Here is a 12928-nt window from a genome sequence, read left to right on the forward strand (position 1 = left end):
CCAACGAAACGCCGAATTGTTACCAATTGTTCAGCTTACTCGGCAACGAGAATGGAATGGCCGGTCATTTCTGCCGGTTTTTCCAGGCCCATCAGTTGCAGCATGGTTGGGGCCACATCGGCCAGTACGCCGCCTTCGCGGACCTTGAGCTTGCGCTTGCCGACGTAGACAAACGGCACCGGCTCAGAGGTGTGGGCGGTGTGGGCCTGGCCGGTGTGGTCGTCGGTCATTTGCTCGACGTTGCCGTGGTCCGCAGTGATCAAAGCTTCGCCGCCGACCTTCTCCAGCGCTTCGGCGATACGGCCGACGCAGACGTCCAGGCATTCCACGGCCTTGATCGCCGCTTCCATGATGCCGCTGTGGCCAACCATGTCGCCGTTGGCGTAGTTGACGATAATCACGTCAAAACGCTGGTTTTCGATGGCGTCGACGATGCGGTCGGTGACTTCTGGCGCGCTCATTTCCGGTTGCAGGTCGTAGGTGGCGACTTTTGGCGACGGGATCAGGATGCGCTCCTCGCCCGGGAACGGTTCTTCACGGCCGCCGGAGAAGAAGAAGGTGACGTGGGCGTATTTCTCGGTTTCGGCGATGCGCAGCTGGGTCTTGCCCTTTTCTGCCAGGTATTCGCCCAGCACATTCTTCAGGCTGCCGGCGGCGAAGGCCGAGGGTGCAGGGATGCTGGCGGCATACTGAGTGAGCATGACGAAACCGGCCAGTTTTGGCTGGCGGGCGCGTTCGAAGTCCTTGAAACCGTCTTCGACAAAGACGCGGGTCAGTTCGCGAGCGCGGTCGGCGCGGAAGTTCATGAACACGACGGCGTCGCCGTCTTCGACCTTGACCGTCTCGCCGATGCTGGTGGCTTTGACGAATTCGTCGTTCTCGCCACGGCCATAAGCGGCTTCAAGGGCGGCGTGGGCGCTGTCGGCCTGGAATTCGGACTGGCCGTCGACGATCAGATTGTAAGCAGAGGCCACGCGATCCCAGCGGTTGTCGCGGTCCATGGCGAAGTAACGGCCGATGATGCTGGCGGTACGGCCCTTGCCCAGACGTTTGTAGGCGTCTTCCATGGTTTGCAGGTATTTCTCGGCGCTGCGTGGCGGCGTGTCGCGGCCATCGAGGAAGGCGTGCAGGTAGATCTTATCGGCACCGCGCTTGGCGGCCAGCTCGACCATGGCTACCAGATGGTCTTCATGACTGTGGACGCCGCCATCGGACAGCAGACCCAGTACGTGCACGGCCTTGCCCGCGCCGACAGCCTTGTCCACTGCGGCGCAGATGGCCGGGTTCTCGAAGAACTCGCCGTCACGAATGGCCTTGGTCACCCGGGTGAAGTCCTGATACACCACGCGCCCGGCGCCCAGGTTCATGTGGCCGACTTCTGAGTTGCCCATCTGCCCGTCCGGCAGGCCGACATCCATCCCGGAGCCGGAAATCAGGCCGTTGGGCATGGTTTTGTAGAGGCGATCCATGACCGGCATCTTGGCTTCGTAAATCGCGTTGCCATGGTGACTGTCGCTGTGGCCGAAGCCGTCGAGGATGATCAGGACCAAAGGTTTAGGCGTGGTAGTCATGGAACCCACTCGTGGCAGAAAAGGGAGGTTGAAAAAAAGATCGCCATATTAGTGACAAGTTCAGAGCGAGTCACTGCCGTACGGGCTTTGGCCGACCTAGGCTGCTGTGTATACTGGCCGACATTTTAACGCCCTGGAACCTTCTGATGGTTGATCATCTGCTTGCCTTCGCCACGAATCACTATCTGATCACTGGCGCTTTCGTCATTCTCGCTGCACTGCTGGCTGCCTATGAAATGAGCAAGGGTGGTCGTAGCCTGACCACGCGCGAGCTGACCGCACTGGTCAACAACGACCAGGCCGTGGTCATCGACATTCGTGCTTCCAAGGATTTTTCCAGCGGCCATATCGTTGGCGCCCTGAATTTCCCGCAGGACAAGGTGCTGTCGCGCACCTCGGAGCTTGAAAAATACAAGGCCAAGACCCTGATCATAGTCGATGCCCAGGGCCAGCAGTCCGGCGGTATCGCCCGTGAGCTGCTCAAGTCCGGTTTCACTGCGGCCAAGCTGGGCGGCGGCGTGTCGTCCTGGCGTGCAGACAACCTGCCACTGGTGAAGTGAAATGGCTGAAGTCATCGTTTATTCCAGTGATTATTGCCCGTACTGCTCGCGTGCCAAGCAGTTGCTCAAGAGCAAAGACATTGAATTCGACGAAATCGTCGTCGATGGCAAGCCGCAATTGCGGGCAGAAATGACCAAGAAAGCCGGGCGCACTTCGGTGCCGCAGATCTGGATTGGTTCGACCCATGTGGGCGGCTGCGATGACCTGTTTGCCCTGGAGCGCGCCGGCAAGCTCGACGCTCTGCTGGAAGCCTGATAACCCGTTCCCCGAAAGACCTTAAGAATAGAAAGGATCTGAGATGACTGATCAACAGACTAACGCGGCAGCAGAAGACGAAGCTCCGCAATTCTCGCTGCAACGCATTTATGTTCGCGACCTGTCGTTCGAAGCGCCGAAAAGCCCGGCGATCTTCCGTCAGGAGTGGACCCCGGCTGTCAGCCTGGACCTGAACACTCGCCAGAAACAACTGGAAAACGATTTCTACGAAGTCGTGCTGACCCTGTCGGTCACCGTCAATACCGGTGACGAAGTCGCCTTCATCGTTGAAGTGCAACAGGCCGGTATCTTCCTGATCAAGGGCCTGGATGCTGCTTCCCTGAGCCACACTCTGGGCGCGTTCTGCCCGAACCTGCTGTTCCCTTACGCGCGTGAAGCCATCGACAACCTGGTGGTTCGTGGTTCGTTCCCGGCCCTGATGCTGGCTCCGGTCAACTTCGACGCCCTGTACGCTCAAGAGCTGCAACGCATGCAGGACGCCGGCGAAACGCCAACCGTTCAGTAAGCCTTTGTTGCTACGAAAAACGCCCCCGGTCGCAAGGCCGGGGGCGTTTTTTTGTGTTTCGGGAGCGGATTCTGTAGGAGCGAATTCAGTGGGAGCGAATTAATTCGCGAATACAGTATTTCAAACGACAAAGAATCGTCGGATGTACCGGCCTCTTCGCGAATGAATTCGCTCCCACATTTTGATGTGTACTCATGGCTATGGTGAGGTGCTCAACCGATTGGCATACATCCGGCACTCCGCCACCAACGCCAGCAGATTGGGATCGCGCTCGCGGCTTTTGAGGAAGACGATGCCGATGTGTTGCTGCATGTGATAGCGCTGCTGCAACGGGATCAGGCGCACGCGGTTCTCATAGACAGCGGCGATGCGCCCCGGCAGCAGGGCGTAGCCGACGCCGGAGCTGACCATGCTCAGCAGGGTGAAGATGTCGTTAACCTGCATGGCCACCTTGGGCTCGAAGCCAGCCTGCTGAAAGACGCGGATGCCGTCACGATGGGTGGCGAAGCCCTGGGTCAGGGTGATGAAAGTGGCTTCGCGCAGGTCGCTGAGGTCGATCTCGCTGCGCTGGGAGAAGGGCGAGTCGGCAGGGACCGCGAGGAAGATATCGTCGCTGAACAGCGGCAGGTGCTCGCAGTCCGGATCGTTGACGCTCTCGTCCAGGGACACCAGGATTGCGTCCGCCTCCATGTTCTTGAGCTTGTAGAACAGGTCGATATTGGAGCCGAGGATCAGGTCGATATTCAGCTCGCTGCGCCTCAGCTTGAGGCCCATGATCAGCTGCGGCACGGTCTTCACAGTCAATGAATACAGGGCGCCGAGGCGAAAACGCGCCGCCGAGAAACCTGCGGCCTGACGGGTCAGTTCGACGGTGGCGAGCACGTCCTGGATCAGCTTCTGCGCACGTTCCTCCAGAACATAGGCGCTTTCCAGTGGCGTCAGGTTGCGGCCTTCGTGCTTGAACAGCGGGCAGCGCAGGGCGCTTTCCAGGGAGTGGATGGCCCGATGCACGCTGACGTGGCTGGTCTGCAATTCCGCCGCCGCCCGAGCCAGATTGCCGGTGCGCATGAAGGCGAGAAAGATCTCCAGTTTCTTCAGGGTCAGTTCGTCGTCGATCTGCATGGGTGGGTCTTCTTGTTTGAATACTGCCGATTGTGCCCAAGTCTCTCAGCGATGGCTGTACTTTTGCGGTCATAACCCGGAGCCTTGAGGCTCGTCGATTGAAATGGAGGTTGTGCGCGGATGTATTACGGCGAGAAGTTCAACGCCTGGACTCACCTGGTAGGCGCGGTACTGGCCACTATCGGGGCGGTCTGGCTGTTGGTGATGGCAAGCCTGCATGGAGATGTCTGGAAGGTCGTCAGCATGGCGATCTATGGCGTGACCCTGGTCACCCTGTATAGCGCGTCCACCGTGTATCACAGCGTACGCGGGCGCGCGAAGGTGATCATGCAGAAGGTTGATCACTTTTCGATCTATCTGCTGATTGCGGGCAGCTACACCCCGTTTTGTCTGGTCACCCTTCGTGGCCCGTGGGGCTGGACGCTGTTCGGCATCGTCTGGGGTTTAGCGCTGATCGGCATCCTGCAGGAGATCAAGCCACGTTCAGAGGCGCGGATCATGTCTCTGGTGATCTACGCGGTGATGGGCTGGATCGTGCTGGTGGCGGTCAAGCCGCTGTTGGCTGCGCTGGGCACGGCAGGCTTTACCTGGCTGGCGGCGGGCGGGGTGCTGTACACCGTGGGGATCATCTTCTTCGCCCGCGACCACATCACTCACTGGCACGGGATCTGGCACCTGTTCGTGGTTGCCGGGAGTTTGCTGCATTTTGTCGCGATTTGTTTTTATGTGTTGTGAATACGCGTTGGGGTGAACTCTGTGGGAGCGAGGCTTGCCCGCGAAGATAGCGGCGCGGTGTACCTGATATTGCGCGTAACATTTGTTCGCGGGCAAGCCTCGCTCCAACGGGAAAAAGCTTAGAAATCCCCCCAAAGCTGCTGCGCCACGCTAAGCGCCACCACCGGCGCGGTTTCCGTGCGCAGCACGCGCGGGCCGAGGCGGGCGGCGTGGAAGCCGGCGTCCTGGGCCTGATCCACTTCTGCGTCGTTGAGGCCGCCTTCGGGGCCAATCAGGAACGCCAGGGTCGCCGGTTTCTCGTGGCTGACCAGTGGCTCGGCAACCGGATGCAGTACCAGCTTCAGATCAGCGCTGGTTTGCTTGAGCCATTCGGCCAATGGCACGGGCGGGTGAATCACCGGCACCACTGAGCGCCCGCACTGCTCGCAGGCACTGATTGCGATCTGCTGCCAGTGAGCCTGGCGCTTTTCTGCGCGTTCATCCTTGAGCCGCACTTCACAGCGCTCGCTGACAATCGGGGTGATTTCGCTGACGCCCAGTTCCGTGGCTTTCTGAATTGCCCAGTCCATGCGCTCGCCACGAGACAGGCCCTGCCCCAGATGAATGCGCAACGGTGACTCGATCTGCCCGGCAAAGCTCTCGTCGAGCTGGACCCGCACGCGCTTTTTGCCCACCTCCAGCAGCTTGCCGCGAAACTCAAAGCCTGAGCCGTCGAACAGTTGCAGGGCATCACCTTCGGCCATGCGCAGCACCCGGCCGATGTAGTGGGCCTGGGCCTCCGGCAGCTCGTGCTCGCCAAGGCTCAGGGGGGCGTCGATAAAGAAGCGGGACAGTCTCATGGTGCGTCTCTGAGGTGTTGGTGGTGCCAACTGAATATATTGGATTATGTGGGAGCCAATTGTGGGAGCGAATTCATTCGCGAAAGGGCCAGTACATCCGACGCATCTGTGTCGTCTGGAATAACGCCTTCGCGGATGATTTGGTTAACCCGGATCCCGGAAATTGGGATGGAAATCCTTGCGCACTGGCACGCTGATGCCGCTGCGGGTGGCAATGTCGATGCCTTCGCTGGCCACTTCGGCGAGGAAGTCGATCTGTTCCGGGGTGATCACGTAAGGCGGCAGGAAGTACACCACGCTGCCCAGCGGGCGCAGCAGGGCGCCGCGTTCCAGGGCGTGCTGGAAGACTTGCAGGCCGCGACGTTCCTGCCATGGGTAGGCGGTCTTGCTGGCCTTGTCCTGGACCATCTCGATGGCCAGGGCCATGCCGGTCTGGCGCACTTCGGCGACATGGGGGTGATCGACCAGGTGCGCCGTAGCCGTAGCCATACGCTGGGCCAGGGCCTTGTTGTTCTCGATGACGTTGTCTTGCTCGAAGATATCCAGGGTCGCCAGAGCCGCCGCGCACGCCAGCGGGTTGCCGGTGTAGCTGTGGGAATGCAGGAAGGCGCGCAGGGTCGGGTAGTCGTCGTAGAAGGCGTCGTAGACCTCGTCGGTGGTCAGGCACGCCGCCAGTGGCAGGTAGCCGCCGGTCAGGGCCTTGGACAGGCAGAGGAAGTCCGGGCGGATACCGGCCTGTTCGCAGGCGAACATGGTGCCGGTGCGGCCGAAGCCCACGGCGATCTCATCGTGAATCAGGTGCACGCCGTAGCGGTCGCAGGCCTCGCGCAGCAGCTTGAGGTAGATCGGGTCATACATGCGCATGCCGCCCGCGCCCTGGATCAGTGGCTCGACGATCACGGCGGCGACGCTAGCGTGATGTTCCGCCAGGGTCTGTTCCATGGCGGCGAACAGGGTGCGCGAGTGTTCTTCCCAGCTCACACCCTCTGGACGGAAGTAGCAGTCCGGGCTCGGCACCTTGATGGTGTCCATCAACAGGGTCTTGTAGGTCTCGGTGAACAGCGGCACATCGCCCACCGACATCGCCGCTATGGTTTCGCCGTGGTAGCTGTTGCTCAGGGTGACGAAGCGTTTCTTCTCGGGCTTGCCGCGATTGAGCCAGTAGTGAAAGCTCATTTTCAACGCGACTTCGATGCAGGACGAGCCATTATCGGCGTAGAAGCAACGTGTCAGGCCTTCCGGCGTAAGTTTGACCAGGCGCTCGGACAACTCGATCACCGGCTGATGGCTGAAGCCGGCGAGGATCACATGCTCCAACTGATCGACCTGATCCTTGATGCGTTGGTTGATGCGCGGGTTGGCGTGGCCGAACACGTTGACCCACCAAGAGCTGACGGCGTCCAGATAACGCTTGCCTTCGAAGTCTTCCAGCCAGACCCCTTCGCCACGCTTGATCGGGATCAGCGGCAGGTTTTCGTGGTCTTTCATCTGGGTGCAGGGGTGCCACAGGACCGCGAGGTCGCGTTGCATCCACTGGTTATTCAGGCCCATCGGTAATCTCCTGGTGGCGACTCGCATGACGCGAGGGCGAACAATCGGGCAAGCCTATGCAATGCCTGCCTGCGGGACAACCTCTTGTACCAATTGAGTGACATTCGTCGCCGGGCGGACATTGCTGGTAGCGCTTGCGGCGCTGACGTATCCTTCGCGCCGATCCTGGACCCTGTCGTCCGAAGTTTCTTACGTTTATCTCGGAGTTTGCCGAATGCTTTCTGGTTGGCTGCGCGCCTGTGCGCTGTTGATGGTAGGGCTGGTCAGTGCGTCTGCACTGGCAGCTGAAAAACAACACACCGCCATAGTGGTAGGCGCCGGCATGGCCGGCCTGACGACGGCATATGAACTTCAGGCCAAAGGCTGGCAGGTCACCCTGCTCGAAGCCCGGCCGACCCTGGGTGGTCGCTCGGCCCTGGCGAGCAGCGAGTGGATCGGCAATGCCAAGGTCCAGCCGGTGCTCAATCAGTACCTGGATCGCTTCAAGGTCCAGAGCGTGCCTGCGCCGGAATTCGTCCGTACCCCCGGCTATCTGATTGATGGCAGCTATTTCACTGCCGCCGATCTCGCGGTCAAACAGCCGGAGACCGCTGCAGCTCTCAAGCGTTACGAAGAAACCCTGGATAACCTGGCACGCTCCATCGATGATCCGCAGAACCCCGCGTCGAACAACACCCTGTTCGCCCTGGATCAGATCAACGTCGCCAACTGGCTGGATCGCCTGACCCTGCCGACCACTGCCCGCCAGTTGATCAATCAGGAAATCCGCAGCCGTTACGACGAGCCTTCGCGCCTGTCGCTGTTGTATTTCGCCCAGCAGTCGAAAGTCTATCGCGGTGTCGATGACCGCGACCTGCGCGCTGCCCGTCTGCCCGGCGGTAGCGGTGTCCTGGCCGAGGCCTTTGCCAAGCAGATCAAGACCATCAAGACCAACTCGCCGGTATCGGCGATTTCCCAGGACAAGGACGGCGTGACGGTCAAGGTCGGCGCGGTCGGTTATCAGGCCGACTACCTGGTGCTGGCGGTGCCGTTGCGTGCCCTGGGCAATATCCAGATGACTCCGGCCCTGGATGCCCAGCATCAGGGCGCTCTGAAGAGCACCAACTACGGTTGGCGCGACCAGATCATGCTCAAGTTCAAGACTCCGGTCTGGGACAGCAAGGCGCGCATGTCCGGTGAAACCTTCAGCAACACCGGTCTGGGCATGTTGTGGATCGAGCCCGCGCTCAAGGGCGGCGCCAACGTCATCATTAACCTGTCCGGCGACAATGCGCGCCTGATGCAGGCCTTTGGCGACAAGCAGTTGGTGGATCAGGTGCTGATTCGCTTCCACAACTTCTTCCCGCAGGCCCGTGGCGCGTTTACCGGTTACGAGATTCGTCGCTACAGCACCGATCCTTCGATCACCGGCTCCTACCTGGCCTTCGGCCCAGGGCAGATCAGCAAATACTGGCGTCTGTGGGAAAAGCCGATCCAGCGCGTAGCCTTTGCCGGTGAGCACACTGATCCTCTGTACCCTGGCACCCTGGAAGGCGCCCTGCGCAGCGGTCAGCGTGCAGCCAATCAGTTGCAGGACCTGGCTGCTGGCAAGACCCTGGACGTGATCAAGGTCGGCCCACAGGCTCCGGCTCCAGCCAAACCTGTGGAAACCAAGAAGGCTGACGACGAGCCGGGCTTCTTCTCCCGTCTGTTCGGTGGCAAGGCCGCCGAGAAGGCACCTGAGCCGATTCCTGCACCAGTGCCTGCCCCCGCTCCGGCTCCGGAACCTGTGCCTGCACCGGTAGCGCCGGTCGTGGCGCCGGTGGTTGCTCCTGCCAAGACGGCGGAGCCTGCCAAGAAAGCGCCTGCGCACAAACCCGCAGTGAAGAAAGAGCCCGTCAAGAAAGAACCGGCGAAAAAAGACGCTGCCAAGAAAGAAGCGGCCCCGGCCCACAAGGCTCCGGCGAAAAAGGCCGAGCCGGCCAAGACGCCAGCGGCAACCGACGTGAAGAACTGATCGGCTGCCATTGAGCTGAAGCACTGAAAAGCGCGACCTCCTACAGGTCGCGCTTTTTTTTGTGCAGGAAAAATCGTCTATATGTGTAGGTCACTTATAGCCGTTCATCCGCATCCTGAAGCCGGTGGTCATGGCGTTGTTTTGTTGGCCCCGGATAATCCGGATGCTCGGCGGGCAAATTCGTTTATGTCCGACCAGGGTGGGGTTACGTGCGTCAGGACGGCGACATCGGAAAGCACGGCGGTTTTGTAACAATCGAAATGTTCGATGGTTCAGAGCAAGAATTTGCGCTTTCATTCGATAGATAAAAAGCTAGTCTGTGACCAACTTATACAAGGTATCGGCGATGCAACTGAAGAACTCCTCCTCTCGATACGGTCTGGTCAGCATGCTGTTGCACTGGGGCGTGGCCATTGCAGTATTTGGTCTGTTTGCGTTGGGTTTGTGGATGGTCGGTCTGGGTTATTACGACACATGGCGCAAGGCCGGCCCTGATCTGCACAAGAGCATCGGCCTGACCCTGTTCGCGGTGATGTTGATCCGCGTGGTCTGGCGCCTGCTTAGCCCGCCGCCACCGCCATTGGCCAGTTATGGCAAGTGGACGCGTATCGGCGCGGCGTTTGGCCATTTGTTTCTGTATGTCGGCTTGTTTGCCGTGATGTTCGCCGGGTATCTCATTTCCACCGCCGACGGTGTGGGGATCTCGGTGTTTGGCCTGTTCGATGTACCCGCGCTGATCAGCGGCCTGCCGGATCAGGCGGACAACGCGGGTGTCGTACACCTTTATCTGGCTTGGGTTCTCGTGATCTTCGCGGGGCTTCATGGTCTTGCAGCACTGAAACACCACTTTATCGATCGTGATGTGACCCTCAAGCGCATGCTGGGTCGCAGCTAGTTGTTCAACCCTAATAGGAAGAAAAGCATGTTGAAGAAGTCTCTCGCCGCTCTGGCACTGGGTACCGCACTGTTCACCGCTGGCCAGGCCATGGCTGCTGACTACACCATCGATAAAGAAGGTCAGCACGCCTTCATCGATTTCACCATCAGCCACCTGGGCTACAGCTTCATCCACGGTACTTTCAAGGACTGGACCGGTACGTTCAGCTTTGATGCTGCCAAGCCTGAAGACAGCAAAATCAGCATCGACGTGAAAACCGCCAGCGTTTTCACCAACCATGCCGAACGTGACAAGCACATCAGCAGCAAGGACTTCCTGGACGTCGCCACTTACCCGGACGCCAAGTTCGTCTCCACCAAAGTCGCGCCTACCGGCAAGAATGCTGACGGCAAAGTCACCGCTGACGTAACCGGTGACCTGACTCTGCACGGTGTGACCAAGCCAGTTGTGGTCAAGGCCACTTTCAACGGCGAAGGCAAGGATCCATGGGGCGGCTATCGTGCCGGCTTCAACGGTACTACTTCGATCAAGCGTTCTGATTTCGGCAAGATGATGGACCTGGGTCCACAGTCCGACACCATGGAACTGAACATCTCGTTCGAAGGCGTCAAGGCTAAGTAATTGCGCTTGGTTTGAGCAAAAAAAAGCCGACCTCAGGTCGGCTGTTTTATTCCCGTAGGAGCGGCTTCAGCCGCGAGAGCATCCTACCGGCTAAAGCAGGTCCTACAGTCTGTGGCAATCAGCTATCGCGATTACGCGTCAGCAGTGCCGGCTTTTCACCGCGCGGGCGGCTTGGCAACTGATCGAGCTGTTCGGGCGACGGGAAGCGATCGCTTTTCGACTCCTTGTGCACGATCTTCGGTTGCGGCTGGCCGTCACGGGCGCCGCGTACCGCAGGCTCCTGACGTGGCTGGTCATCAGTACGGGCCGGGCGACGGTTGCGTGGCTGGTCTTCGCGACGAGCCTGGCCATCACGGCCTGCACCGCCGCCCGAACCATTGCGTGGACCGTTGCGCTTGGCAGCCGGTGCGCCTGCACCCGTGGTGGCACCGCCACCGGTGTTGCTGCGTGGGCCGCGACCTGGGGCCGCGCCACCGCGTGGTGCGCCTGCACCGGCGCCCGGAGCTGCCGGAGCGCCTGGGCGACGACCACGGCTCTGATTCTTGTTCTGGTACGGGCTGACGTAGTCAGCGCGGTTTCCGAAGTTATCCACTTCGTCATCCAGGAACTCGTCGGGAGCACGATCAGCGGTCGGGCGTGGAGCTGCTGCGCGTTGTTCGCCGCGTGGCGTACCTTCGCGTGGCTTCTGCTCACGAGGCTGACGCGCCGGGCGCACGCCTGCTGCCGCGGCTGCCGGCTTTTCCTTGCCTTTATCCTTACCCTTGTCCTTGCGGCCGCCGCTGTTGCTGGCGGCGCCTTCGCCACGTGGCGCACGGGCGGCACGTGGGTTGCGCACATCCGGGCGCTCGCGCACTTCGGGTTTCTCGGCTTCAACGGCCGTGATATCGAAGCCCATCAGATCGCCATCGGCGATTTTCTGCTTGGTCATGCGCTCGATGCTTTTCAACAGCTTTTCTTCGTCCGGCGCGACCAGGGAGATCGCCTCGCCGTTACGACCGGCACGGCCAGTCCGGCCGATGCGGTGCACATAGTCTTCGTCGACGTTAGGCAGCTCGAAGTTGACCACATGCGGCAACTGGTCGATATCCAGGCCGCGGGCGGCGATATCGGTGGCGACCATGATCCGCACTTCACCGGCCTTGAAGTCGGCCAGGGCTTTGGTGCGAGCGTTCTGGCTCTTGTTACCGTGGATCGCCACGGCGCTGAGACCATGCTTGTCCAGGTATTCGGCCAGGCGGTTGGCGCCGTGCTTGGTGCGAGTGAACACCAGCACCTGCTCCCAAGCACCCTTGGTGATCAGGTGGGCCAGCAGCGAACGCTTGTGGTTGGCCGGCAGGCGGAACACCCGTTGCTCGATACGCTCGACCGTGGTGTTCGGCGGCGTGACTTCGATGCGCTCGGGGTTGTGCAGCAGCTTGCCGGCCAGGGCGGTGATGTCGCTGGAGAACGTTGCCGAGAACAGCAGGTTCTGGCGTTTGGCTGGCAGGCGTGCGAGGACTTTCTTCACGTCATGGACAAAGCCCATGTCGAGCATGCGGTCGGCTTCGTCGAGAACAAGAATCTCAACGTGGGACAGATCGACGCTGCCCTGGCCGGCCAGATCGAGCAAGCGACCCGGGCAGGCAACCAGTACGTCGACGCCACGGGCCATGGCCTGGACCTGCGGGTTCATGCCGACACCGCCGAAAATGCAGGCGCTGACGAACTTCAGGTCGCGGGCGTACAGCTTGAAGCTGTCATGCACTTGGGCTGCGAGTTCGCGAGTCGGGGTCAGGACCAGTACGCGCGGTTGGCGCGGGCCGTGACGCTGGGATTTGTCCGGATGACCATTGGGGAACAGCCGCTCCAGGATCGGGAGGGCGAAGCCGCCGGTTTTACCAGTACCTGTCTGAGCCGCAACCATCAGGTCGCGACCTTGCAACACGGCGGGAATTGCCCGCTGTTGCACCGGGGTAGGCTGGGTATAGCCCGCTGCCTCGATGGCGCGGACTAAAGCCTCGGAGAGACCGAGGGAAGCAAAGGACATGAGTAATCCTGTTCTAAGTGAGGGCTTGGCCCAATGGGAGATCTTGCCCGGCGCGAATGGCGACGAAGTCGCGATCCCGTCCGGTCCTGCGGGGCCTCAAGGTCATCTCGGGACATCAGCGCGGAGAAGAAGATGCGCTTTTGGCGTGTCGAGATGCCTGTTGCAAGACCGAGCGTCCGGGCGTGAGCCTGGCGGGAAGGCCGGAGTATAACAGAGCAATCGCTCTG

General features: G+C 60.6%; 12 protein-coding genes. 7 read left to right on the forward strand and 5 right to left on the reverse strand.

Annotated features, from left to right (window positions below; genetic code table 11):
- Window positions 1-35 precede the first annotated feature (35 nt).
- Window positions 36-1571: a 2,3-bisphosphoglycerate-independent phosphoglycerate mutase gene (gpmI, locus tag M2401_RS08675; RefSeq protein WP_259101555.1), complete on the reverse strand. Its 1536-nt coding sequence runs from the start codon at window positions 1569-1571 to the stop codon at window positions 36-38.
- Window positions 1572-1717: 146 nt separating this feature from the next.
- On the opposite strand from gpmI, the gene M2401_RS08680 reads away from it, so the two are divergent.
- Genes M2401_RS08680 through secB form a run of 3 tightly spaced genes read left to right on the forward strand, consistent with a single transcriptional unit; the run spans window position 1718 to window position 2913 of the window.
- Window positions 1718-2131 carry a rhodanese-like domain-containing protein gene (locus M2401_RS08680; protein ID WP_259101557.1) on the forward strand — a complete coding sequence of 138 codons (414 nt, stop codon included), beginning with the start codon at window positions 1718-1720 and terminating at the stop codon, window positions 2129-2131.
- 1 nt (window position 2132) lies between these two features.
- On the forward strand, window positions 2133-2387 hold the full coding sequence (gene grxC / locus M2401_RS08685; protein ID WP_259101558.1) for a glutaredoxin 3: 255 nt from the start codon (window positions 2133-2135) through the stop codon (window positions 2385-2387).
- A gap of 43 nt (window positions 2388-2430) precedes the next feature.
- Window positions 2431-2913, forward strand: a complete 483-nt coding sequence (gene secB, locus M2401_RS08690) for a protein-export chaperone SecB (RefSeq protein ID WP_259101560.1) — start codon at window positions 2431-2433, stop codon at window positions 2911-2913.
- A 198-nt stretch (window positions 2914-3111) separates the two neighbouring features.
- Here secB and M2401_RS08695 read toward each other — a convergent pair whose 3' ends face one another.
- Window positions 3112-4035 carry a LysR substrate-binding domain-containing protein gene (locus tag M2401_RS08695; protein ID WP_259101562.1) on the reverse strand — a complete coding sequence of 308 codons (924 nt, stop codon included), beginning with the start codon at window positions 4033-4035 and terminating at the stop codon, window positions 3112-3114.
- A gap of 120 nt (window positions 4036-4155) precedes the next feature.
- Between M2401_RS08695 and trhA the strand changes: the two genes are divergently transcribed.
- On the forward strand, window positions 4156-4770 hold the full coding sequence (trhA, locus tag M2401_RS08700; RefSeq protein WP_259101563.1) for a PAQR family membrane homeostasis protein TrhA: 615 nt from the start codon (window positions 4156-4158) through the stop codon (window positions 4768-4770).
- Between the two features lie 119 nt (window positions 4771-4889).
- On the opposite strand, the gene M2401_RS08705 is transcribed toward trhA, so the two are convergent.
- Together M2401_RS08705 and M2401_RS08710 are read right to left on the reverse strand one after the other, a co-directional pair.
- Window positions 4890-5609 (reverse strand): 16S rRNA (uracil(1498)-N(3))-methyltransferase, encoded by a 720-nt coding sequence (locus tag M2401_RS08705; protein ID WP_259101565.1) that lies wholly within the window; start codon window positions 5607-5609, stop codon window positions 4890-4892.
- 144 nt (window positions 5610-5753) lie between these two features.
- Window positions 5754-7160: an adenosylmethionine--8-amino-7-oxononanoate transaminase gene (locus M2401_RS08710; RefSeq protein ID WP_259101567.1), complete on the reverse strand. Its 1407-nt coding sequence runs from the start codon at window positions 7158-7160 to the stop codon at window positions 5754-5756.
- Between the two features lie 214 nt (window positions 7161-7374).
- On the opposite strand from M2401_RS08710, the gene M2401_RS08715 reads away from it, so the two are divergent.
- The 3 genes from M2401_RS08715 (at window position 7375) to M2401_RS08725 (ending at window position 10675) form a co-directional block, all read left to right on the forward strand.
- Complete coding sequence (locus tag M2401_RS08715) at window positions 7375-9156, forward strand: flavin monoamine oxidase family protein (protein ID WP_259101568.1); 1782 nt, start codon at window positions 7375-7377, stop codon at window positions 9154-9156.
- A 346-nt stretch (window positions 9157-9502) separates the two neighbouring features.
- Window positions 9503-10051, forward strand: a complete 549-nt coding sequence (locus M2401_RS08720; RefSeq protein ID WP_259101569.1) for a cytochrome b — start codon at window positions 9503-9505, stop codon at window positions 10049-10051.
- Between the two features lie 27 nt (window positions 10052-10078).
- On the forward strand, window positions 10079-10675 hold the full coding sequence (locus M2401_RS08725) for a YceI family protein (protein WP_259101571.1): 597 nt from the start codon (window positions 10079-10081) through the stop codon (window positions 10673-10675).
- Window positions 10676-10793: 118 nt separating this feature from the next.
- Here the strand turns inward: M2401_RS08725 and M2401_RS08730 are convergent, their stop codons facing one another.
- Window positions 10794-12701 (reverse strand): DEAD/DEAH box helicase, encoded by a 1908-nt coding sequence (locus M2401_RS08730; protein ID WP_259101574.1) that lies wholly within the window; start codon window positions 12699-12701, stop codon window positions 10794-10796.
- Window positions 12702-12928: the final 227 nt, after the last annotated feature.

The sequence above is a fragment of the Pseudomonas sp. JUb42 genome, from assembly GCF_024807945.1.
In the GTDB taxonomy this organism is placed as follows: Bacteria; Pseudomonadota; Gammaproteobacteria; order Pseudomonadales; family Pseudomonadaceae; genus Aquipseudomonas.

Excerpts from the sequence above, each read along its gene's own strand:
- gpmI (WP_259101555.1), bottom strand. The coding sequence starts at position 1,571 with ATGACTACCACGCCTAAACCTTTGGTCCTGATCATCCTCGACGGCTTC.
- M2401_RS08680 (WP_259101557.1), top strand. The coding sequence starts at position 1,718 with ATGGTTGATCATCTGCTTGCCTTCGCCACGAATCACTATCTGATCACT.
- grxC (WP_259101558.1), top strand. The coding sequence starts at position 2,133 with ATGGCTGAAGTCATCGTTTATTCCAGTGATTATTGCCCGTACTGCTCG.
- secB (WP_259101560.1), top strand. The coding sequence starts at position 2,431 with ATGACTGATCAACAGACTAACGCGGCAGCAGAAGACGAAGCTCCGCAA.
- M2401_RS08695 (WP_259101562.1), bottom strand. The coding sequence starts at position 4,035 with ATGCAGATCGACGACGAACTGACCCTGAAGAAACTGGAGATCTTTCTC.
- trhA (WP_259101563.1), top strand. The coding sequence starts at position 4,156 with ATGTATTACGGCGAGAAGTTCAACGCCTGGACTCACCTGGTAGGCGCG.
- M2401_RS08705 (WP_259101565.1), bottom strand. The coding sequence starts at position 5,609 with ATGAGACTGTCCCGCTTCTTTATCGACGCCCCCCTGAGCCTTGGCGAG.
- M2401_RS08710 (WP_259101567.1), bottom strand. The coding sequence starts at position 7,160 with ATGGGCCTGAATAACCAGTGGATGCAACGCGACCTCGCGGTCCTGTGG.
- M2401_RS08715 (WP_259101568.1), top strand. The coding sequence starts at position 7,375 with ATGCTTTCTGGTTGGCTGCGCGCCTGTGCGCTGTTGATGGTAGGGCTG.
- M2401_RS08720 (WP_259101569.1), top strand. The coding sequence starts at position 9,503 with ATGCAACTGAAGAACTCCTCCTCTCGATACGGTCTGGTCAGCATGCTG.
- M2401_RS08725 (WP_259101571.1), top strand. The coding sequence starts at position 10,079 with ATGTTGAAGAAGTCTCTCGCCGCTCTGGCACTGGGTACCGCACTGTTC.
- M2401_RS08730 (WP_259101574.1), bottom strand. The coding sequence starts at position 12,701 with ATGTCCTTTGCTTCCCTCGGTCTCTCCGAGGCTTTAGTCCGCGCCATC.